At 41.6% G+C, this 23,195-nt stretch carries 16 protein-coding genes, 6 tRNA genes and 3 rRNA genes; 22 read left to right on the top strand and 3 right to left on the bottom strand.

From position 1 onward, the window contains the following. Positions 1-7 precede the first annotated feature (7 nt). The 3 genes from MHH70_RS12675 to MHH70_RS12685 are packed head-to-tail and all read left to right on the top strand — an operon-like array spanning position 8 to position 2,479. The gene (locus MHH70_RS12675) at positions 8-985 is read left to right on the top strand and encodes an ABC transporter substrate-binding protein (RefSeq protein ID WP_342471664.1); all 978 of its coding nucleotides are present in this window, start codon (positions 8-10) and stop codon (positions 983-985) included. A 10-nt stretch (positions 986-995) separates the two neighbouring features. Continuing rightward, on the top strand, positions 996-1,754 hold the full coding sequence (locus tag MHH70_RS12680) for an ABC transporter permease (protein ID WP_107943484.1): 759 nt from the start codon (positions 996-998) through the stop codon (positions 1,752-1,754). After that, positions 1,751-2,479, top strand: coding sequence for an ABC transporter ATP-binding protein (locus MHH70_RS12685; RefSeq protein WP_342471665.1), 729 nt, complete (start codon positions 1,751-1,753; stop codon positions 2,477-2,479). Before MHH70_RS12680 ends, MHH70_RS12685 begins: the two co-directional genes overlap by 4 nt. Positions 2,480-2,692: 213 nt before the next feature. On the opposite strand, the gene MHH70_RS12690 is transcribed toward MHH70_RS12685, so the two are convergent. Then, a complete protein-coding gene (locus MHH70_RS12690; RefSeq protein ID WP_342471666.1) occupies positions 2,693-3,616 on the bottom strand; it encodes a DsbA family protein in 924 nt (307 codons plus the stop codon). A gap of 449 nt (positions 3,617-4,065) precedes the next feature. Between MHH70_RS12690 and MHH70_RS12695 the strand changes: the two genes are divergently transcribed. The 3 genes from MHH70_RS12695 to MHH70_RS12705 all read left to right on the top strand — a co-directional run bounded on the left by MHH70_RS12695 (position 4,066) and on the right by MHH70_RS12705 (position 6,523). Continuing rightward, complete coding sequence (locus MHH70_RS12695) at positions 4,066-4,635, top strand: TetR/AcrR family transcriptional regulator (RefSeq protein ID WP_342471667.1); 570 nt, start codon at positions 4,066-4,068, stop codon at positions 4,633-4,635. A 55-nt stretch (positions 4,636-4,690) separates the two neighbouring features. Further along, positions 4,691-5,404 carry an N-acetylmuramoyl-L-alanine amidase gene (locus tag MHH70_RS12700; RefSeq protein ID WP_066167462.1) on the top strand — a complete coding sequence of 238 codons (714 nt, stop codon included), beginning with the start codon at positions 4,691-4,693 and terminating at the stop codon, positions 5,402-5,404. Positions 5,405-5,470: 66 nt separating this feature from the next. Next, the gene (locus MHH70_RS12705) at positions 5,471-6,523 is read left to right on the top strand and encodes an Mrp/NBP35 family ATP-binding protein (RefSeq protein ID WP_107943479.1); all 1,053 of its coding nucleotides are present in this window, start codon (positions 5,471-5,473) and stop codon (positions 6,521-6,523) included. 91 nt (positions 6,524-6,614) lie between these two features. Here the strand turns inward: MHH70_RS12705 and gerD are convergent, their stop codons facing one another. Then, positions 6,615-7,244 carry a spore germination lipoprotein GerD gene (gerD, locus tag MHH70_RS12710; protein WP_342471668.1) on the bottom strand — a complete coding sequence of 210 codons (630 nt, stop codon included), beginning with the start codon at positions 7,242-7,244 and terminating at the stop codon, positions 6,615-6,617. Positions 7,245-7,813: 569 nt separating this feature from the next. On the opposite strand from gerD, the gene MHH70_RS12715 reads away from it, so the two are divergent. Then, positions 7,814-8,485, top strand: a complete 672-nt coding sequence (locus tag MHH70_RS12715) for a KinB-signaling pathway activation protein (protein ID WP_066167454.1) — start codon at positions 7,814-7,816, stop codon at positions 8,483-8,485. Positions 8,486-8,717: 232 nt separating this feature from the next. On the opposite strand, the gene MHH70_RS12720 is transcribed toward MHH70_RS12715, so the two are convergent. Continuing rightward, positions 8,718-9,362: a hypothetical protein gene (locus tag MHH70_RS12720; protein WP_342471669.1), complete on the bottom strand. Its 645-nt coding sequence runs from the start codon at positions 9,360-9,362 to the stop codon at positions 8,718-8,720. 295 nt (positions 9,363-9,657) lie between these two features. Between MHH70_RS12720 and MHH70_RS12725 the strand changes: the two genes are divergently transcribed. The 15 genes from MHH70_RS12725 (at position 9,658) to MHH70_RS12795 (ending at position 23,106) form a co-directional block, all read left to right on the top strand. After that, positions 9,658-11,212: ribosomal RNA gene (locus MHH70_RS12725) — 16S ribosomal RNA — on the top strand. Between the two features lie 516 nt (positions 11,213-11,728). Next, a 23S ribosomal RNA gene (locus tag MHH70_RS12730) occupies positions 11,729-14,656 on the top strand. A gap of 250 nt (positions 14,657-14,906) precedes the next feature. Beyond that, a 5S ribosomal RNA gene (gene rrf / locus MHH70_RS12735) occupies positions 14,907-15,022 on the top strand. Together the 16S, 23S and 5S rRNA genes with 6 tRNA genes alongside form the textbook arrangement of a ribosomal RNA operon. 227 nt (positions 15,023-15,249) lie before the next feature. Further along, positions 15,250-15,324 (top strand) — tRNA-Asn (locus MHH70_RS12740). A gap of 356 nt (positions 15,325-15,680) precedes the next feature. Further along, positions 15,681-15,755, top strand: a tRNA-Glu gene (locus MHH70_RS12745). A gap of 32 nt (positions 15,756-15,787) precedes the next feature. Beyond that, positions 15,788-15,863: transfer RNA gene (locus MHH70_RS12750), tRNA-Val, on the top strand. Positions 15,864-15,878: 15 nt separating this feature from the next. Then, positions 15,879-15,962, top strand: a tRNA-Tyr gene (locus MHH70_RS12755). 14 nt (positions 15,963-15,976) lie between these two features. After that, positions 15,977-16,051: transfer RNA gene (locus MHH70_RS12760), tRNA-Gln, on the top strand. Positions 16,052-16,068: 17 nt separating this feature from the next. Continuing rightward, positions 16,069-16,141 (top strand) — tRNA-Lys (locus tag MHH70_RS12765). Positions 16,142-16,367: 226 nt separating this feature from the next. Next, positions 16,368-17,582 (top strand): ISL3 family transposase, encoded by a 1,215-nt coding sequence (locus MHH70_RS12770; RefSeq protein ID WP_342471670.1) that lies wholly within the window; start codon positions 16,368-16,370, stop codon positions 17,580-17,582. Between the two features lie 156 nt (positions 17,583-17,738). Further along, a complete protein-coding gene (locus tag MHH70_RS12775) occupies positions 17,739-18,725 on the top strand; it encodes a LacI family DNA-binding transcriptional regulator (protein ID WP_342473199.1) in 987 nt (328 codons plus the stop codon). Between the two features lie 143 nt (positions 18,726-18,868). Further along, positions 18,869-20,299, top strand: a complete 1,431-nt coding sequence (locus tag MHH70_RS12780; RefSeq protein WP_342471671.1) for an aldehyde dehydrogenase family protein — start codon at positions 18,869-18,871, stop codon at positions 20,297-20,299. After that, a complete protein-coding gene (locus MHH70_RS12785; protein ID WP_342471672.1) occupies positions 20,300-21,472 on the top strand; it encodes an iron-containing alcohol dehydrogenase in 1,173 nt (390 codons plus the stop codon). A gap of 34 nt (positions 21,473-21,506) precedes the next feature. After that, positions 21,507-22,343, top strand: a complete 837-nt coding sequence (locus MHH70_RS12790; protein WP_066165223.1) for an N-acyl homoserine lactonase family protein — start codon at positions 21,507-21,509, stop codon at positions 22,341-22,343. A gap of 163 nt (positions 22,344-22,506) precedes the next feature. After that, complete coding sequence (locus tag MHH70_RS12795) at positions 22,507-23,106, top strand: helix-turn-helix domain-containing protein (protein WP_342471673.1); 600 nt, start codon at positions 22,507-22,509, stop codon at positions 23,104-23,106. Positions 23,107-23,195: the final 89 nt, after the last annotated feature.

Below are 23,195 nucleotides of genomic sequence, written 5' to 3' on the forward strand. Positions count from 1 at the left end.
TATTGCCATGCGAATAGTCTTGAAATATTTAGCATTATTATCACTAGTCTTCCTTTTAATGGGCTGTCAAACAAAGGAAGGGAATGAAAAGGTCCAACTGTTCTTAGATTGGACGCCAAATACAAATCATACAGGAATTTATGTAGCAAAGGAAAAAGGATTTTTTGAAGAAGTAGGCTTAGACGTTGAAATTATGCTGCCAGGCGAGGTACGTGCGGAGCAAATTGTAGGGTCTGGCAAGGGGCAATTCGGAATTAGCTTTCAAAATCAAGTAACGCAAGCGCGTTCAGAAGGTCTTCCTATTGTTTCAATCGCTGCCATTATTCAGAAAAACACTGGAGGCTATTATACGCCAAAGGCAAAGGGAATTAAAACGCCAAAAGACTTTGAAGGGCATATATACGGTGCATATGGCTCGGAATTAGAAAAAGCTTCTTTACAGGCTGTTATGAATAAAGAAGGTGGAGATGCTTCGAAAATTGAGACGGTACAAGTCGGCAATACAGATTATTTTGTAGCGCTAGAGCGAGACATCGATTTTGTCAGTATTTTTTATGCATGGACAGGTATTGAAGGTGAGATTCGTGATGCGGATATGCATTTTATTAAAACGACTGATTTTGCGCCAGAGTTAGATACTTACTCACCTCTTATTATTACGAACGATAAAATGATTGAAGATAATCCTGATACAGTGCAAGCCTTCATTAATGCTGTATATAAAGGCTATGAGTTTGCAATTGATAACCCGCAGAAATCGGCGGATATTTTAATTGCTGCAGAGCCCGACCTTCAGCCAGAGCTTGTGAGACGCAGTCAGGAGTGGCTATCTCCTCACTATAAAGAAGGTGCAGAGGCTTGGGGTGTTCAAGAGGCAAGTCGATGGGAAAATTTTGCGGAATTTATGGTAAAGCATCAGATTATCGGTGAAGTAGATATTCAACAAGCATTTACAAATGAATTTATCGCGAATGCAATGAAGTGAGGAAACAGCTATGAGAATAGAAAATATGTGGAAGCCGGTGCTAGCTCTTCTAATCGCAATTACTCTTTGGGAAATAGCAGTGAAGCTGTTGCAGATTGAAGTATGGGTACTACCTGCACCTTCCGTTATCGCAAAGGAAATGTTCATTGTTTTCCCCGCCATTTTCCCGCATATGCTGGCGACGATAAAGCTTGTATTCATCGGTTTTTCGTCAGCCATTGTGTTAGGTATTAGTGTCGCAACAATGTTACATATTTTGCCGACTGCACGGGAAATCGTTATGCCGTTTCTCGTTATTTCCCAAAATATCCCAACAATTGTGCTAGCGCCACTTTTAATGATTTGGTTTGGTCTAGGAGATTTCCCGAAATATTTAATTATCGCAACGACAGCCTTTTTCCCGATTGCCATTGCAACGCTTGATGGATTTAGACAAACTGAGCGTGATTTGATGCATTATATGCAAATGATGGGAGCGACGAAAAAGCAAATTTTTTTAAGGTTGCAATTACCTGATGCAATCCCAAGCATCTTCTCAGGAATAAAAATTGCTGCAACGTATAGTGTGATGACAGCCGTTGTAGCAGAATGGCTAGGTGCACAAAAAGGAATTGGTGTATTTATGACGTTATCTGCCTCCTCCTACAGAACGCCACGTGTTTTCGTTGCAATCGTTATAACAATTATTCTGAGCTTGGCATTTTTCGGACTATTTTTAGCACTTGAGAAATGGTTTACGCGCTGGAAACGAAATGAGGGAGTACAATGAGTCTGCACATTGAGCAGCTACATCATTCTTTCGGAGAAAAAAAGATACTTTCCGCTATTTCTTTCACTGCACAGGATGGCGAGTTTGTTTCTATATTAGGACCTTCTGGTAGTGGGAAAAGTACTTTGTTTCATCTTATTGGAGGCGTTTTAAAGCCTGAGCAAGGGCAAATTATGTTAAATGATTGTGATATTACGAGTGAAAGTGGAAATATGAGTTACATGCCTCAAAGTCCGTCGCTTTTTCCTTGGAGAACAGTATTGCAAAATGCAATGCTTGGTAGTGAGTTAGCGGGGAAAGCAGATGAAGCACAGGCGATTGAATTATTGCAGAAGGCCAATTTGGGAGAGATGGTGAACGCTTATCCCCATCAATTATCAGGCGGAATGAAGCAGCGTGTGGCATTTATTCGAGCGTTGCTAAGCCCGCAATCCCTTATCTGCTTAGATGAACCTTTCTCTGCATTAGATTCTTTTACGAAAAAAGAAATGCAGCAATGGTTGCTTAACATGTGGGAAGCGTATGACAAATCTATTTTATTCATTACACATGACATTGAAGAAGCCCTTTTCCTGTCGGACAAAATTATTATCTTATCAACAAACCCAGCAACTGTAAAAGCATCTATAAAAATTCCTTTTAAGCGTCCGCGGGATGAGCAATTATACTTGAGCGATGAGTTTTTAAAATGGAGGAAAAAAATCGTTGAGGTACTTAAAGGATAATTGGAGGGTGTCCAAAAAGCCGTATATAGCCGACTTTTTGGACACTGATGCTGGTGTTTTTGGGAAATTTAACTCATTGAAACAGAGAGCTTATTTTAAAACGAAAGAAACACAGGGTTTAACGATTTATCGCCTACATGAAAGAGAAGAAATGGAGATATTCCTTTCAATGTACTCACAACATAAAATTACCGTTTCAAACAGCACTTACTATTAGTTAGTAGCTGTAAAATAAAATTCACCTAGAATTTCATTTACTTTATATTGATCTGGTGCAAGCTCCTTTTCAATAAAAGAAATAATGTCTGATTGTTCAACATCGTACATCACTTCAATTTCTTTAGAAAATAGTAGCTTTTCTTTTTGTAGCAAATTAGCAAAGGATGGTCGCTGCTTCGGTTTTAGTTGTTCCGAATTTAAAACTTGCTTTAATCCATCGATGTAATAGTGAAGCGGGCGACCGCCGACAATTCGAACGCCTTTATTTTCTTCATTCATCATAATAACCGTAGGAAAGCCTCCAGCACCTAAGCTTCTAGTAAGAGCAAAATCCTCATTCAATAATTGCTGACCAACCGGTAGCTCAGCTTCATTGACAATAGCCTCTCCATTAAGCCCAAGTTTATTTATGATTTCTGTTAAAACAGATGAATCTGAAATGTTTTGATTAAATGCAAAAAGCGCTTCCCTTGCGCGGCGTAAAAATTCAAATGCCACCGCATCGTTATGCTGCTTTTGGATAATTTTAAAGACACGAGAAGGTGGGTAAGATGATTGAACAGGATTATCAACCATTAAACTGCCATCAATAGGCATTCTCGAAAATTCTCCAACCTCTCTCCAGTGACCAGCAACGTCCGCTGGTTTGTAAATACCGTTTGCAGGGTCGATTGGTCCATCATGCCATTTTTCTAGCAAGCCGCCCATAACTGTATGGAGGTTAAAATAATGACCATATTGCTCTACAAAACGACGGAGCTCAGGTTCGATTGCCCAGCAATGGGAGCAAATTGGGTCAGTTACATAATAAAGATTAATCGATTTTTGTGGTTGATTAAAATCAATCACCTCGATTTCCTCTTCACCAGCTACACCGCAGACACCTGTTTTTAAATCACACACTATATTGTTTTTCAATTCATTTTACCTCCTCTATAAGAATTGGGGCTGTCCGAAAAGTACATTTTGTTTTGCCACCGCATTGAAATAAATGTTTTCATCGCTTCACTTTTACTGAAAGCTAACACTGCTAAAGCCAATGTTCATCCCATTTTTAAAAGAGGCGCTTTCTGTTTATATGAATCAACATTTTGTGAAACATCATTGCTACTGTCCAAAATGCCGGCTATGCACGGCTTTTTGGATAGCCTCATAAATCGTTTTCAATGCAGTAGACCAGGCGACAATTTCATTAAACATAGCTTGAACAGTTGCTTCATGAAATGGTGCTAGTTTATAAGCAAAATGTATTATTTGTCTTACAATTGGATTGTAGGTCATAATTAAAATGAGCAACACCAATAGTTCTATGAATTTGTCGTTTATACAACATATTAAAGAAATTGTTTAAAAAAGGAGTGATAAAAATGACTCAAGCAAAGGCGGACCCTCGAGTTTTACGCACCCGCAAATTAATTATTGATTCTTTCATTGAGCTTTCAGGAAAAAAAGAATTTAAAGACATTACTATAAAAGATATAACAGCGGAAGCAATGATTAATCGCGCTACTTTTTATTATCATTTCGAGGATATATATGACCTATTAGAGAAGGTGCTCTCGGAAGTGCTGTTAGTTAATTTAGATTACGACTTTTATAAGAGGAATGAATTAAATGAAGAGGTTTTTGTCAATATCTTTCAAGCGATAACAAATTTCCAAAAATCATTATCGAATCGTTGCCATCGAGGTTACGAGGATACGATTGCGCGTATCATTCGAGAGCAACTTGAAATTATTTTCTACAAAATGTTAGTAAGACAACAAACAAAGAAAGAGACTGAAGCATTAAAAATTACAGCTGTTATCTTGAGCTGGGGCATTTATGGTGCATCGGTAGAATGGAGAAGAGTCGATGAAAATGTATCACCAGAAGAATTTATAAAATCAGCTATTCCGTATATACTTTCAGGGATTGATTTTGGTACTACAAACTAAAAGAACGCATATGCACGTCCATTTTTGCGTATAGTAAGTCAAAGGTGGTGTGCATATGAAGCGTTGGTTAGCGCTGATTGTTATTATGTTTAGCTGTATGATGATTGTCGTTTATGAAACAAGTGCCTCCGATAAGCGCTTTTTTTTGCCGGAGCCATTAGGTGGGGTGAAAATAGTGCTTGATGCAGGGCATGGAGGTATTGATGGTGGCGCTTCTAAAGGTGATGTTATTGAAAAGGATATTACGCTAGCTATTACTGAAAGAGTTGCTCGTCAATTGAAACGATTAGGGGCCGAGGTAGTGATGACTCGTACGACAGACGAGGATGTACTAGCTGAGCATGCACCGAACGAGCAATTCTCGACATTGCGTGAGCGTAAAAAGCAAGATATCTTTTTGCGAGAAACAATTGTTCAAGAGCAACAGCCGGATTTATTCATTACCATTCACGCTAATGCAATTCCGAACAGTAAATGGCGCGGTGCACAAGTGTTTTATCATAAGGAAGGCGATGCCAATAGTGAGCTTTTAGCAAAAACAATTCAAGAGTCTATCCGGGAGCATCTACAAAATACAGACCGAGAGGCATTATCGATTAAAGAAATTTATTTATTAAAAAAGGCGCAAGTGCCAGCAGTACTAGTGGAAACGGGCTTTTTAAGCAATGATGAGGAGAGAGCATTATTGACCGACCCGGGCTACCAAGAAAAAATGGCACTGGCCATTGCTCGCGGCATTGAGAACTATTATTTCATGGAACTCCAATAGCTATATTGCGACGAGGGGTGTGTTATACTACTAGGTGGATATAAAAATAGGGGAGTGTTTTACGAAATGAACGAACAACAAGTCAGAGAACTGTTGGGACAACTACAAGATCCTTTTTTACATAAAACATTAGCGGAAACGAATGGCATTGTAAATGTTAACATTAAAGAAGAAAAAGGCCATGTTAGTGTAAAAATCGCAATTGCGAAAACAAATACACCTGAACAAATGACGCTACAAATGAAAATTGTTGAAGTGTTAAAGGAAAATGGGGCACAATCTGTAGGTATTCGATTCGAAGAACTGTCAACTGAAGCTTTAGAGGTATTTCGCGGGCAAGCTACGGAAGCGCAGGCTCAAGATATTTTATCGCCATTATCCACTGTACAATTTATTTCTATTGCCTCTGGTAAGGGTGGTGTAGGTAAATCGACAGTGTCGGTAAATATGGCTGTAGCATTAGCGCGTCTTGGTAAAAAAGTAGGGCTGATTGATGCCGATATTTATGGCTTCAGTGTGCCAGACATGATGGGTATTGGGGAAATGCCTGTTGTTAAGGAAAACCGTATTTATCCTGTAGAACGTATGGGCGTTAAAGTGATTTCAATGGGCTTCTTCGTTGAAAATAATGCACCAATTGTATGGCGTGGTCCAATGCTTGGGAAAGTGTTAGATCAATTTTTCCGCGATGTAGAGTGGGGAGATATAGATTACCTACTATTAGATTTACCGCCAGGGACAGGGGACGTGGCGTTAGACATTCACCAGATGCTGCCGTCTTCAAAAGAAATTGTTGTAACGACACCACATCCAACAGCAGCGTTTGTCGCGGCACGAGCAGGCGCAATGGCACTGCAAACAAATCATGAAATTTTGGGTGTTATTGAGAATATGGCGTGGTATGAATCGAAAACAGGTGAAAAAGAGTTTGTCTTTGGACGTGGTGGAGGTCCGAAATTAGCAGATGAGCTACGCACGCAATTACTAGGTCAAATTCCATTAGGACAACCTGATTGGACGGAGGCAGATTTTGCTCCTTCTATTTATGCAGAGGATCATCCAACAGGACAAATTTATTTAGAAATTGCTCGTCAAATGGTCGATAAATTAAAAAAATAAGTAGAGGGCTGTCTGAAAAGGGGAATAACTTCAGACAGCCCATATTAATTTATTTTATACAAAAGGGAAGCGTGATGTACTTTGGTAGATGTTACTCCTGGCTCTTGTCTTGGTCTTTCTCTTTAGTATCTTTAGACTCCTTAGACTCACCCGAATCGGATCCACCTGAATCGGACCCTCCCGAAGAGCTGCTCGCTTCACCACTTTGCATAATTAATTGCTGCCATTTAGATTGCAGGAGAGGGTTATCAATCGTATCCATTACAATCTGTTCCATCTGTTTCCGAAGTGGGGCGCTTTTTAAAATAGTCTCAAGCTGCTTTTGCATTTCTGCTTGTCCAAAAAATGACTGTAAATCTTCCTGATAGGAGGCGTCCTTTATTAGCCCTTTTAAAATAGCCTCTTGCTGTTCCTGCATACTTTTAGCAATTGCTTCTTTAAATTTTGGATCCTGAAACGTCTTTTTCCAAAAATCTTCAGCTTCTTGGGATAATAAAGTTTGCTCTGTAGCTTGCTTTACTTCATCGCTGTCGAGTATTAGTAGCTCCCGAAACTTCGGATCCTCTAGTATTTGGCGGATTGCCTTTTTCCCGTCCTCAGTTTGAATAGAGTCAACCATAATTTTTTTCACTTCATCGTATGACAATGTAGCCGATTTTGATTCAGTACATCCAGCGAGTAAAATTAAAGAAAAAATAATAATTCCGATACGATACATCATTTATCCTTCCTTTCGTCTTAGTTCAGCAGAAAAACCTCGTTTTACGGAGCGAAAAACAAATTTTTTTATTTCATTTAACTTCTTTCGGTAATGTTTACTGCGACGAGTAACTGCATGAGTGCAGGTTTTGTACCGATAGCAAGATGACAGGTATAGAAGGTATTTCTCCTCTATAGGCGTCGATAAAAATGCCTTCGTTAGGCTTGTTTAAAGAAACTCACTTTAAGACCACCGTGTTCTGCGGTAACGACGAATCGTATGGATCTAATCTCTGTCGGATGTGACAGATTTTAAAAGGATTTCTTTGCAAGCCTGGAAAAACTGAATGCAATTACGCCACGGCATAATTAATTTAGGGCCTTAAATGTAATAAATTTTAAAAATGCCTTCGTGTTTAAGCTTTGAATAGCCAATTAAAAGTAAATGAGCGCATTATTAGTTGCGATGCTCTTTCATTTATTGTTCACATTTTTACGAATAATATGTATTGGACTTATGTGTGTATTAGCTTTTTTATGTCGTCATTGTTAAAATGAGAATGGAGAATATAAATTGGGGGACATTATGTCGTGACAATACGTAATTGGATTAAGTTTTTCCTTATGTCGCTATTAATTGGAGGCGGCGTAACAGCTATATCAAGTCTTTTTATACGTTGGGATTTTTTCCAACCATATTTAGTGGCTGGAGAATTTGGTGAGTTCATTGCTGCCCTTGCTTGGATGGTTTTATTGGGCTTCACAATGAGTGTTATTGCGCAAGCTGGCTATTTCGCTTATTTAACATTACATCAAGTAGGTGTCAATATTTTCCGTACGTTAACGCTATGGAACTGGGTACAAATGCTATTAATTCTAGTTGTCTTAATCGATTTAATCATTTTCCGTTTTGCACCGGGAGCAGAAACGGCTAAAGATTGGCTATTTTACATTGGTTTACTATTAGTTTTAGTATTCGGTGCAGTTGCAACAGCTGTTCAGAAAGTAAAAATGACTGGTAAAAAGCATATATTAATTCCTTCTGTTTTTTTCATGATTGTTATTACATCATTAGAGTGGATTATTGCATTAATGGGACGTCAGGATAATATCAACACATATGTCGCATTATTATTATTCCCATTAGTTGCAGTTAATGCATACCAACTGTTAATGCTACCTAAGTATAATGCTAAGTCTGAGGAAGATCGTAAAAATTTAGAGGAGCGCCGTAAAGCACGCAAGCAAGCTGCTCAAAATTAAACAATAGGCTGTCCCAAAAGATATTTCTTTTCGGACAACCTTTGTCGCTACTATATAGTTGCTAAAAAGCTTTTGTACCTACTGTTTCGCTTTCGGCACAGAAACAACTGTGCCTGTTGGTACAAAATAATGTTACCCGTTGCAAAAGGGCGTGTCTCAAATGACTTTTCAGACATGCCCTTTTTGCTTCTTATAACTATGCTGAGGATAGATGGGTATGAATGCACATCCTTTATTGAGGGAATCTTTTTGTTTTTAACTGATAGCCAAATACATTTTCCTCTATAGAAACGACAGGGCTTTGTTGCATAAATAAAGTGAGTTGTTCAAAGTTAATTATTGAATTTGCATGTATAGGGACGGACATAATTAAACCATCCTCAAGAGGAAGATCTTTGTGCCAAAGAGCAGTTGGTATGAGCATATTGATTCGTCGGTTAAATATAAGCTTCTTCAAATCTTCTGGAAATACATAATCCTTCGTCATAAACCACAGTGGCTCTTTCCCTAAGGACTTTTTATAAACTGTAATTTCTTCTTCTAAAATTTTTTCGTTTGTATAATCTGTACTATTATGACCGAGAAGCGCGGTCGGTATACGTTTGTCCTTGATTATTTCAATCATTGCAGGCGAGCGTTCAATCCAAGCACTGTCGAGTAGCAATAAAGGGTAAGGCGCCTTCAGATTTTCAAGCCATGTGTCAAAGCCTTCATGAGAAAAAGTGACCTCAAGCATTAAGGTTTGCCCGTAATGCCCTTTTGAAATAACGGTAGGTTCATTCGTTGCATTAAATGTGGGTAAAATAGTGGTAATTTGTTTTTGATAAAATACTAGAATCAAAAATGCTAAAGCTAGTAATAGCAATATTTTTCGCATTTCTTAACCTCCTTTATTTAAAATTATTTTTTGTGCAAAATAGTTTTCTATAAAAAAGTTATGAAAAGGTGTTGACTTTCATGAATGAAAGGTGATATTATGATTAAGTCGCTAAGAGATGACGCGACAATGCAACAAAAATGAACCTTGAAAACTGAACAAGCAAGACGTGAATGAATAAAGTTTCATTGAATAGATGAAACACAATTTTGGACATCGAATGAAGATGCCAGCAAATGTTTTAATGTATCGAAAGCGAAGCGACAGATACAAATTTGAGCTTACTCAAATTCTTTTTATGGAGAGTTTGATCCTGGCTCAGGACGAACGCTGGCGGCGTGCCTAATACATGCAAGTCGAGCGGGCGTTATTTTGGTGCTTGCACCGAAGTAACGCTAGCGGCGGACGGGTGAGTAACACGTGGGCAACCTGCCCTGTAGATGGGGATAACTCCGGGAAACCGGGGCTAATACCGAATAATACTTTGAAACCCATGTTTTAAAGTTGAAAGATGGTTCTGCTATCGCTACAGGATGGGCCCGCGGCGCATTAGCTAGTTGGTGAGGTAATGGCTCACCAAGGCAACGATGCGTAGCCGACCTGAGAGGGTGATCGGCCACACTGGGACTGAGACACGGCCCAGACTCCTACGGGAGGCAGCAGTAGGGAATCTTCCACAATGGGCGAAAGCCTGATGGAGCAACGCCGCGTGAGTGAAGAAGGTTTTCGGATCGTAAAACTCTGTTGTAAGGGAAGAACAAGTGCCGTAGTAACTGGCGGCACCTTGACGGTACCTTATTAGAAAGCCACGGCTAACTACGTGCCAGCAGCCGCGGTAATACGTAGGTGGCAAGCGTTGTCCGGAATTATTGGGCGTAAAGCGCGCGCAGGCGGTTTTTTAAGTCTGATGTGAAAGCCCCCGGCTCAACCGGGGAAGGTCATTGGAAACTGGGGAACTTGAGTGCAGAAGAGGAAAGTGGAATTCCAAGTGTAGCGGTGAAATGCGTAGAGATTTGGAGGAACACCAGTGGCGAAGGCGACTTTCTGGTCTGTAACTGACGCTGAGGCGCGAAAGCGTGGGGAGCAAACAGGATTAGATACCCTGGTAGTCCACGCCGTAAACGATGAGTGCTAAGTGTTAGGGGGTTTCCGCCCCTTAGTGCTGCAGCTAACGCATTAAGCACTCCGCCTGGGGAGTACGGTCGCAAGACTGAAACTCAAAGGAATTGACGGGGGCCCGCACAAGCGGTGGAGCATGTGGTTTAATTCGAAGCAACGCGAAGAACCTTACCAGGTCTTGACATCCCGTTGCCCACTATGGAGACATGGTTTTCCCTTCGGGGACAACGGTGACAGGTGGTGCATGGTTGTCGTCAGCTCGTGTCGTGAGATGTTGGGTTAAGTCCCGCAACGAGCGCAACCCTTGATCTTAGTTGCCATCATTCAGTTGGGCACTCTAAGGTGACTGCCGGTGACAAACCGGAGGAAGGTGGGGATGACGTCAAATCATCATGCCCCTTATGACCTGGGCTACACACGTGCTACAATGGACGGTACAACCGGTTGCCAACCCGCGAGGGGGAGCTAATCCGATAAAACCGTTCTCAGTTCGGATTGTAGGCTGCAACTCGCCTACATGAAGCCGGAATCGCTAGTAATCGCGGATCAGCATGCCGCGGTGAATACGTTCCCGGGCCTTGTACACACCGCCCGTCACACCACGAGAGTTTGTAACACCCGAAGTCGGTGAGGTAACCTTTTGGAGCCAGCCGCCGAAGGTGGGATAGATGATTGGGGTGAAGTCGTAACAAGGTAGCCGTATCGGAAGGTGCGGCTGGATCACCTCCTTTCTAAGGATATTTTCGGAATATCTCCTACGGAGATAACATTCACGGATTGCTGTTCAGTTTTGAAGGTTCATCAATGGATGAATACTTCTTATTGTGCTCCTGCGGTTACTCGTCGCAAATACGCGAGGAAGCAAATACAGGTAGCCTATTTGTTCTTTGAAAACTGGATAAAACGACATTGAAAGTAACAAGTTTTAAATAGATCAAGTAATTGATCGTGTAAGTTCTTAAATCTTATTTCTTTTATGAGATAAGTTGTAACTAACATGAAGGTTTCAAGACACGAGTAGGACAAGGAAGCGATTGAGCGATAGAAGGAGCGTACTTAAGTACGTGACTGACAGAGTGAATGAAGTTGACGCAGTCATACGATGTGTATTGAAAGCCGAAAATGAAGGTTTCGAGATACGAGCAAGCCAAGGAAGCAGATTGAGTGAATGAAGGAGCGTACCTCTGTACGTGACTGAATGAGCGAAAGTAGCTGACGCAGGATGGCGATGTATATCGAAAGCTGAAGGTTAAGTTATTAAGGGCGCACGGTGGATGCCTTGGCACTAGGAGTCGATGAAGGACGGCACTAACACCGATATGCCTCGGGGAGCTGTAAGTAAGCTTTGATCCGGGGATTTCCGAATGGGGAAACCCACTATGTTTAATAGCATAGTATCCATACGTGAATTCATAGCGTATGGAAGACAGACGCAGGGAACTGAAACATCTAAGTACCTGCAGGAAGAGAAAGAAAATTCGATTCCCTGAGTAGCGGCGAGCGAAACGGGAAAAGCCCAAACCAAAGAGCTTGCTCTTTGGGGTTGTAGGACACTCTATACGGAGTTACAAAGGAATGAAGTAGATGAAGCGACTTGGAAAGGTCCGCCAGAGCAGGTAAAAGCCCTGTAGTCGAAAGTTCATTCCCTCCAGAGTGGATCCTGAGTACGGCGGAACACGTGAAATTCCGTCGGAATCCGGGAGGACCATCTCCCAAGGCTAAATACTCCCTAGTGACCGATAGTGAACCAGTACCGTGAGGGAAAGGTGAAAAGCACCCCGGGAGGGGAGTGAAAGAGAACCTGAAACCGTGTGCCTACAAGTAGTTAGAGCCCGTTAATGGGTGATAGCGTGCCTTTTGTAGAATGAACCGGCGAGTTACGATAACGTGCAAGGTTAAGCTGAGAAAGCGGAGCCGCAGCGAAAGCGAGTCTGAATAGGGCGAAGGAGTACGTTGTCGTAGACCCGAAACCAGGTGATCTACCCATGGCCAGGGTGAAGGTAAGGTAACACTTACTGGAGGCCCGAACCCACGTACGTTGAAAAGTGCGGGGATGAGCTGTGGGTAGCGGAGAAATTCCAATCGAACCTGGAGATAGCTGGTTCTCTCCGAAATAGCTTTAGGGCTAGCCTCGTGATTGAGAATACCGGAGGTAGAGCACTGTTTGGACTAGGGGGGCATCTCGCTTTACCGAATTCAGACAAACTCCGAATGCCGGATATTTATACACGGGAGTCAGACTGCGAGTGATAAGATCCGTAGTCAAGAGGGAAACAGCCCAGACCACCAGCTAAGGTCCCAAAGTAATCGTTAAGTGGAAAAGGATGTGGCGTTGCTTAGACAACCAGGATGTTGGCTTAGAAGCAGCCATCATTTAAAGAGTGCGTAATAGCTCACTGGTCGAGTGACACTGCGCCGAAAATGTATCGGGGCTAAACGATTCACCGAAGCTGTGGATTGACATCTACGATGTCAGTGGTAGGAGAGCGTTCTAAGTGCGTTGAAGTCAGACCGGAAGGACTGGTGGAGCGCTTAGAAGTGAGAATGCCGGTATGAGTAGCGAAAGATAGGTGAGAATCCTGTCCACCGTATGACTAAGGTTTCCTGAGGAAGGCTCGTCCGCTCAGGGTTAGTCGGGACCTAAGCCGAGGCCGATAGGCGTAGGCGATGGATAACAGGTTGATATTCCTGTACTACCTCCCCACCGTTTGAGCAATGGGGGGACGCAGGAGGGTAGGGTAAGCAGAGCGTTGGTTGTCTCTGTTCAAGCAGTAAGGCGTGTGTGTAGGCAAATCCGCACACTCTAACGCCAAGCTGTGATGACGAGTCCGTATGGACGAAGTTCCTGATCTCACACTGCCAAGAAAAGCCTCTAGCGAGGTGGGAGGTACCCGTACCGCAAACCGACACAGGTAGTCGAGGAGAGAATCCTAAGGTGTGCGAGAGAACTCTCGTTAAGGAACTCGGCAAAATGACCCCGTAACTTCGGGAGAAGGGGTGCTCTTGAGCGTGCAAGCGCATGAGAGCCGCAGTGAATAGGCCCAGGCGACTGTTTAGCAAAAACACAGGTCTCTGCAAAACCGTAAGGTGACGTATAGGGGCTGACGCCTGCCCGGTGCTGGAAGGTTAAGAGGAGTGGTTAGCGCAAGCGAAGCTATGAATTGAAGCCCCAGTAAACGGCGGCCGTAACTATAACGGTCCTAAGGTAGCGAAATTCCTTGTCGGGTAAGTTCCGACCCGCACGAAAGGCGTAACGATCTGGGCACTGTCTCAACGAGAGACTCGGTGAAATTATAGTACCTGTGAAGATGCAGGTTACCCGCGACAGGACGGAAAGACCCCGTGGAGCTTTACTGTAGCTTGATATTGAATTTTGGTACAACTTGTACAGGATAGGTAGGAGCCAGAGATCTCGGAGCGCCAGCTTCGAAGGAGGCGTCGGTGGGATACTACCCTGGTTGTATTGAAATTCTAACCCGTGCCCCTTAGCGGGGTAGGAGACAGTGTCAGGCGGACAGTTTGACTGGGGCGGTCGCCTCCTAAAAGGTAACGGAGGCGCCCAAAGGTTCCCTCAGAATGGTTGGAAATCATTCGTAGAGTGTAAAGGCACAAGGGAGCTTGACTGCGAGACCTACAAGTCGAGCAGGGTCGAAAGACGGGCTTAGTGATCCGGTGGTTCCGCATGGAAGGGCCATCGCTCAACGGATAAAAGCTACCCCGGGGATAACAGGCTTATCTCCCCCAAGAGTCCACATCGACGGGGAGGTTTGGCACCTCGATGTCGGCTCATCGCATCCTGGGGCTGTAGTCGGTCCCAAGGGTTGGGCTGTTCGCCCATTAAAGCGGTACGCGAGCTGGGTTCAGAACGTCGTGAGACAGTTCGGTCCCTATCCGTCGTGGGCGTAGGAAATTTGAGAGGAGCTGTCCTTAGTACGAGAGGACCGGGATGGACATACCGCTGGTGTACCAGTTGTCGTGCCAACGGCATCGCTGGGTAGCTATGTATGGACGGGATAAGTGCTGAAAGCATCTAAGCATGAAGCCCCCCTCAAGATGAGATTTCCCATTACGCAAGTAAGTAAGATCCCTCAAAGACGATGAGGTAGATAGGTTCGAGGTGGAAGTGTGGCGACACATGGAGCTGACGAATACTAATCGATCGAGGACTTAACCACAATTAAAACTTGTTTCAATGTTCGTTTATCCAGTTTTGAAAGAACAAACACTTTCTAAAAATAAGGATTTCAAGATACAAGCTAATCGAGGAAACAAAAGAGCGCTTGAAGGAATGTACTAAAGTATATGATTGAATGAGCGAATGCAGTTGACGAAGAGTAGCGCAGTAGATTGGAAGCCGAGTAAGGAACGTCTACTAAAAGCACCACATCCTGTGGTAACGTAGACGCCAGTACATCCATGTGCAAGTGAAGTAATGATGGCAAAGAGGTCACACCCGTTCCCATACCGAACACGGAAGTTAAGCTCTTTAGCGCCGATGGTAGTTGGGGGCTTCCCCCTGTGAGAGTAGGACATTGCTTCGCGCAAAAAGTCGCTGCTGATAATTAATCAGTAGTGGCTTTTTTTATCTTGATTTAGTAGTTAGCTGAAGCGTAATTGATAGCGCAAACATATCGATAATATGAGTAAATAGTGAATTAAATCGAAAGTTTTAATTATTTGAAAAAAGCACTTGTAATAATTAAAATGATTGTTATAATAATAAATGTACTAAGTAGCTTATACAAAGTGCATAAATGAATATTAGCGTTCCGAAGTAGCTCAGTGGTAGAGCAACCGGCTGTTAACCGGTTGGTCGCAGGTTCGAGCCCTGCCTTCGGAGCCATTTTTTTTGCCTATTAATTGAAATGAAAAAATTATAGTAGCATTATTTTTAGAGGTAGAATTAACAGGTCCACTATTAGTTTTAATCCGAATTTTCCTTGATTAGCTAAACGAAGTAGATTAATCTAAAATCAGTGTTACATATCGTTGTTTACTTAGCAAAGTGTCAAACTTCAATAAAGTTTAAAATAAGTAAAACAAGCATTTAGCTCCTAACAATGAAAAAACCCTAATTTTTAATTTGAGGCTTTCACTAAAAAAGAATTTGCAAATTAGGATGAAAATTTATCGAAAAGGCTTGTACAAATCTAAAAAACATGGTATTATAATTCTTGTCTTGTTTGAGATATTTTAACTGGCCCGTTGGTCAAGTGGTTAAGACACCGCCCTTTCACGGCGGTAACACGGGTTCGAATCCCGTACGGGTCACCATTTAAAAATAAATAATTGTAACACTCATATATGGAGGATTAGCTCAGCTGGGAGAGCACCTGCCTTACAAGCAGGGGGTCGGCGGTTCGAACCCGTCATCCTCCACCATTCAAGTGTTATGTCGGTGGGGTAGCGAAGTGGCTAAACGCGGCGGACTGTAAATCCGCTCCTTAGGGTTCGGCGGTTCGAATCCGTCCCCCACCACCATCTTTGAAAATGATTGGGGTATAGCCAAGCGGTAAGGCAACGGATTTTGATTCCGTCATGCCTAGGTTCGAATCCTAGTACCCCAGCCATTTTTTTGTTTTTTCTTGAGCCATTAGCTCAGTCGGTAGAGCATCTGACTTTTAATCAGAGGGTCGAAGGTTCGAGTCCTTCATGGCTCATTATTAACAGGGGCTATTTGAAAAGATTATATCTTTTCAAATAGCCCCTGTTTTTTATATTAATATCTTCAAAACATTGCTCCTATGGTAATTATAATGGTTCTATAATATTTGGGTTCTATAATATTTGTTGGGGTGTACACACAATTTGGATAAAAAAAGACACGTACTCACCGATTTTTTTTATACTTGAATTGTTGAGAAACAAGTAAGAGAAAGGTGAGACGTGCATATGAATTTTATCATGAATATCCCTGGATTAAAAGGAGTTATTATCGAGAAGGTGGAGGAGCTTGGAGAGCGGACTTGCCTTTATGTGTCTCTCCCTAAAAAACCTCATCGCTGCCCGAACTGCGGGGAAACTACACAGAAAGTCCATGATTACCGCATGCAGAAAGTCAAGCATTTGAAGTGGTTTGAACGGTTGACTTGCCTGTTTTACAGACGGCGCCGTTATGCGTGTTCTTGCGGAAAAAGGTTCTCTGAACACGCTCCATTTGTGGAAAGGTATCAGCGCTTCACAAAGGAATGGAATCAGGTGGCACAGGTGCGCTCCGTGAAAGCCAAGACGTTTAAAGAAGCCGGTGAGGTTCTCGGCGCCTCTAGTTCCACCATCATCCGCCGCTTTCAGTCAGCCGCAAAAACGCAGATGGCAGAAGGCGTGCGCCTGCCGAAAGCGATTGCGATTGATGAATATAAAGGGGATACAGACGAAGGAAAATTCCAACTGATCATTGCGGATGCAAAAACTCGGGAGCCGCTTGATATCCTACCCAACCGGCGGAAAGAAACGATTCAGGACTATCTGCGCCAATATGGTCAGGACGTGGAGCTGGTGGTGATGGACATGAATCCAAGCTTCAAAGCAGCAGTCAAAAAAGCATTGAGTCGGCCCGTCATCATTGCAGACCGGTTCCACTATTGCCGGTACATCTACTGGGCGTTGGATGAGGTACGGCGAAAAGTGCAGAAGGAATGGCACGCATATGACCGGAAGAAGTGTAAGCGGATGCGTCATGTGCTCTATAAACGGGCATCTAAACTGACCCGAAAAGAACGCTGGTATGTGAACCGTTATTTGGGGATGTCTGAAGAATTACGGCAGGCATACGAACTGAAAGAAGCTTATTGCGAATGGTTTGACTGGGCTAAAACAGCAGAAAATGTAGTAGAAGTAAAAAGGCGGTTAGAAGTATTTTATCAGGAAGTGGAAACGAAGCAGATTCATGCGTTTTTAAAGGCCATTAAAACTTTTAGAAACTGGCAGGTAGAGATCTTGAACAGTTTTAACTTCCCTTATTCCAATGGATTTTTAGAAGGCATTAACAACAGAACAAAAGTGATGAAACGCAACGCATATGGCTTTCGGCGTTTCGATCACTTCAAAGCAAAAATCTTATTAAACATTCGGTATAAAAATATCGGGGTTCATTTGGGGTGACGTGAATTTTACCTCACCCCAACATTTGACGTTGAACCATTATAATAAGGCGTAGTTTATCTTTTAAAGAAGAATAAAAAATAATATGTTAAACTAAAGATTGATGAATATTGCTTACTTAGAAATAGAGATTGAGGTTGTAGAGGTGAAATAGTTATCGTATCGTCAAAAGATGTTGCAAAATTAGCTGGTGTGTCACAGACGACGGTTTCCCGGGTTTTGAATACACCTGAACAAGTAAAGGCCTCAACGGTTGATAAGGTGTTGAAGGCGATTGAACAATTAAATTATATTCCTAACGAACAGGCAAGATTGCTTGTGACTAGTCGAACAAATACAATTGCACTATTATCTGGTCCGCTACACAATCCTTTCTTCTCAGACACTACTGCGGCTATTGTTAATTATGCAAATAGTAAAGGTTATAAAGTCGATGTACAATTTGTACAGGATGAGGAATTAGAAAATGCCTATTCAAAAATTTTAGAGCGCAAAGTAGATGGAATCATTTTATCTTGTATATTGTATGAAGATCCGTTTTTTGAAAAGCTAAAGAAATTAAATATTCCCTTTATTACATTTAACCGTAAGCACCAATCAAATGAAAATTTTGTCGAAATTGATAATGAACAAGCAGGTTATATTGCTGCACAATCATTGCAGGCTTTAGGACATCAACATATTGCCTATATAGGGGGGCATTTAACAGTTAGTACGTACGCTAATCGTTTTAGAGGGGCACTGCGTGCTTTAGGAGAAACGTTGCCAGAAGCATATATTTATCATTCCAATACAACCCGTGCAAATATTAGTGAGGGAATTGATTATTTGCTCCAGCAGCCAAATTCCCCAACTGCTATAATAGGTGCATCTGATTCGATAGCGCTAAATGTCATTGATGAATTATTAAAGCGCGATATTCGTATCCCGGAGGATATTAGTGTTATTGGGATTGATAATGTTGAATTGGCGGCATATGAACAAATTCAATTAACGACAGTAGGACATGCGATGGAAAGAAATTTAGGATTAATCGCTATTGTTAAATTAATTGAAATGATTGAACATAAAAAAAATTCTTGTGTTCATATAACCGAATCTGTTAAACTTTTTAATAGGAAAACAGTGAAGCGATTAAACTAAGGCGAAGATTCTGTTCTTACAAATATTCTCCTGAGCCCTATCAGGAGATATTTGTAGGATATAAGTATATTTTTTTATAACAAAATGGTTACGTATTCATAACAGAATATTTAGAATAAAGAAGTTTGGGAAGGGTGTATATTTTGGAACAAAAAATGTATATCAATGGTGAATGGGTTTCTACAGCCGAGTATGCAGAGTTAAAATCACCATACACAAAGGAAGTAATAGCGAAAATACCACAAGCAACAAGAGAGCATGTATCAGCGGCTGTGGAGGCGGCTCAAAGGGCACAGCAAGCAATGAATAATCTTACTGCATTAGAAAGGGCGAATATCCTTTATGCAATTGCTAAGGCATTTGCTAGCAAGCGCTTGGAGGCAGCTACAATTATTTCCCGGGAAAGTCCGAAGCCTCTAAAATATGCGCTAAGCGAAATAGACCGCACAATTGAAACATATCGTTTCGCTGGTGATGAGGCTAAGCGTCTTATTGGGGAAATGATTCCAATGGATGCAGCGAAAACGGGGGAAAATCGTTTTGCTTATACGCTAGAGCAGCCATTAGGAATAATTGCTGCTATTACGCCCTTTAATTTTCCGCAAAATTTAGTAGCGCATAAAGTCGGACCAGCAATTGCTGCTGGGAATACGATTGTACTAAAACCTGCCTCACAGACTCCACTATCTGCGTTGTTTTTAGCAGAAATCATTGATTGTACCGATTTACCTAAAGGTGCATTTAATGTCGTGCTAGGGAGTGGTGGTATCGTTGGTGATGCACTTGTTGAGAGCGATAAGGTGAAAATGATTACATTTACGGGTAGTCCAGCAGTCGGTATTCAAATCAAAGAAAAATCGGGATTGAAACGTTTAGCACTTGAATTAGGGGCGAACTCTGGATTAATTGTTGACCGCAATATAAATATAGAGCATGTGGTGAGAAAATGCGTTACAGGTGCATTTTCTAATCAGGGGCAGGTATGTATCTCTTTACAGCGGATTTATGTAATGGAAGAGGTGTTTGCTGCATTTGTTGAGGAAATGATTGCTCAAACACAAAGCTTGAAAATAGGTTCTCCGCTCGATGAAACGACGGATGTATCTGCCATGATTCATGATAAGGAGCAGCAACGAGCAATACAGTGGATTACTGAGGCAATTGCAGAAGGTGCAAATCTTCTATACGGAGGCGAGGTGGAAGATGGTGTTTTATTACCTACAATTTTAGCGAATGTCGACAGGAAATCGAAAGTTAGCTGTCAGGAAGTGTTTGCACCGATTGTAAGCATTAATAAGATTTCTTCGATAGAGGAGGGAATCGAAGCTATTAATGATTCAGATTATGGCTTGCAGGCAGGTATTTTCACGAAGGATATTCAAACGGCCTTTACAGCATCGAAAAATCTCTCAGTAGGTGGTGTTATTATTAACGATATACCGACATATCGCGTTGATCAAATGCCGTATGGTGGCGTAAAGCAAAGTGGAACAGGCAAAGAGGGACTTAAATATGCATTACAGGAAATGACGGAAACAAAGCTTGTTATTTGGAATCAAGAAGGAGGACTATAGATGGCTGAAAAGATTACATTTGTACCTTTAAGTTACACAGGCTGGGGCTCCCTTAGCTATTTACAGCAAGAGGTGCAACGCTTAAAAGGTCAAAAAGTATTATTAGTGACAGATCCTTTCTTGCACGAAATGGGCTTAACGCAAAAAATCATTGCACTGCTTGAAGAGTTGAATTTAACTATCAATATTTATACAAAGGTTGTGCCAGAGCCCCCAGTAGCTGTAGCGGAGGAATTAGTAGCTTACGCAAGGGAACATCAAAATGATATCGTTGTCGGGCTAGGTGGGGGGAGTGCGCTCGATTTAGCTAAATTAGCTGGCGTAATTTCAGTGCATGAAGGTGATGTCAAAGATTACTTAAATTTAAGCGCTACACGTTCCATTGAACAGAAAGGGCTGCCGACAATATTAATTCCTACAACATCTGGTACTGGCTCAGAAGTCACAAATATTGCTGTTGTTTCATTAGAAAGTACGAAAGATGTCGTAACACATGACTATTTGCTGGCAGATGTAGCGATTGTTGACCCAGAGTTGACAATGTCGTTACCACCAAAAGTAACAGCGGCAACGGGAGTAGATGCTTTAACTCATGCGATTGAGGCATATGTATCGCAAAATGCTAGTGCTGTTTCTGACGCAGTAGCATTGCAGGCGATACAATTAATTAGCCAATCCATTCGTAGTGCGGTAAAGGATGGGCAAAATCAGCAGGCACGTATCGATATGAGCTATGGGAGTTATTTAGCGGGCCTAGCATTTTTCAATGCAGGTGTTGCGGGTGTACATGCACTAGCTTATCCATTGGGTGGACAATTCCATATCGCGCATGGTGACTCCAATGCGGTTTTATTGCCTTATGTAATGGGCTATATCCGTCCATCTTGTGAAAAGCGCATGAAAGACATTTATAATGCTATGGGCTTCAATAGTGGCTATTTATCGCAGGAGGAGGCATCGCATAAATGTGTACAGGAATTGCAGCGCCTTGTTGAAGATGTAGGTATCCCTTCAAGCTTGAAAGGCTTCGATATTAGTGAAAAGGCACTTACCGGCTTAACGGAGGATGCAGCAAAGCAAACTCGACTCCTAGCTCGCAGTCCGATGCCGTTAGGGAAGGATGATATTTTTGCTATTTATAAGGCAGCATATGATGCCTTCGTTTTCAAATAAATAGAATTAATCAAACAGCAAAGGGGATAGAAAAATGTGTAATAACAAAAAGTTATATGTATTAGACACTGGGACAATGAAGATGGATAAAAATTATATGATTGCCATGCATAACCCTGCGACAATTGATAATCCTAATCCACCAGCAGAGTTTGTAGAATTTCCGATTTACGCTGTATTAATTGACCATCCAGAAGGGAAAATCTTATTTGACACTGGCTGTAATCCCGATGGTATGGGGGAAGATGGGCGTTGGCCTGAAGGAATACAAAAGGCCTTCCCAACATTTGCGAGCGAAGAGTGTTATTTGATTAATCGTTTAGAGCAATTAAAAGTACGACCAGAGGATATTAAATATGTAATTGCCTCACATTTGCATTTAGACCATGCAGGCTGTTTAGAGTTGTTTACAAATGCGGAAATTATCGTGCATGATTCAGAGCTGTCGAGTGTTATGAAGCAATTTGCGATGACGCGTGATATGGGTGCATATATTTGGGGTGATGTCATGGCGTGGATTCAAAATCAATTACGCTGGCGCACAATAAAGCCGCATGAAAAAGAAGTACAGCTGGTGGAAGGAATCAAGATTATTAATTTTGGTCCGGGGCATGCGTATGGTATGCTTGGCTTACACGTTGAGCTGCCTGGTCATGGTAATGTTTTACTAGCATCCGATGCCGTTTATACGGCAGAAAGTTATGGCCCGCCAGTCAAGCCACCAGGTATTATTTATGATTCCGTGGGTTATAATTCGACAGTGGAGCGGATTCGCAAATTTGCCACTGAAAATGATGCTGAGGTTTGGTTTGGCCATGATTCAAATCAATTTAAAAATTTCGTGAAATCTACGGAAGGTTATTACGAATAATAAGGTTGTTGGGGAAGCGGATATACATCTGTCTTTCCCATTTTTTGTGCTTATGAAAAGGGCTTTTAATTGACTATTTGAAAGCTCTTTTCCTAAGCTCTATAATATTTATATAGATAAATATGTTACTGGAAAAAACAGATTATAATTGGAGGTGCTTTTTATGGGAGAGAGAGGAAGGCCCAAAGGAGCAAGTGGTGAAGAAAGTCGAGCATTATTGCTTGAGATAGCTGCGAGGGAATTTGCACAAAATGGGTATCATGAAACAAAAATAAGCTCAATTGTAAAAGGTGCGTCATTAAGTCAGCCTACTTTTTATCTGTATTTTAAAAACAAAGAAGCAATTTTTGAGGAGTTGGAGCACTTATTTCGTATGCGAATAATTGAATATACAAAGCAAAGTCGTTTACAGCCAATGCTGGAATCAACAAAAGTTAAAACGCGAATTACGTATAATTTAAAAGAGTTATTGGTATTTCTAGATAAAAATCCAGATTTAACGCGAATTGGATTTTATTTGTCCACAAAAGCGGATGAAATAAAGGCGCACATGGTTGAGCAAATTCGAGGTAATCTAGATTTTGAGGTTAATGCTGGTTATTTTAGGAAAGATGTAGATACGCTAATGGTGGCAGAGTGCTTAATCGGTATAATAGAGCGATTAACATTTACACAATTGCTAACGAAACTAAAAGAACCGGAGGAAATAGCGAACGATATTGTGGATTTATTATTGGAAGGTATGTTATCTAAAGAAAGTTAAAAAAGAAAATACATATTTTCTTTTTTTATAGTTGAATATTACTTTTGAGTAATATAATATAAAACCAGCAATGAGTTATATGTTATTTT

Source organism: Metasolibacillus sp. FSL H7-0170 (genome assembly GCF_038593115.1).
Taxonomy (GTDB): Bacteria; Bacillota; Bacilli; order Bacillales_A; family Planococcaceae; genus Metasolibacillus; species Metasolibacillus fluoroglycofenilyticus.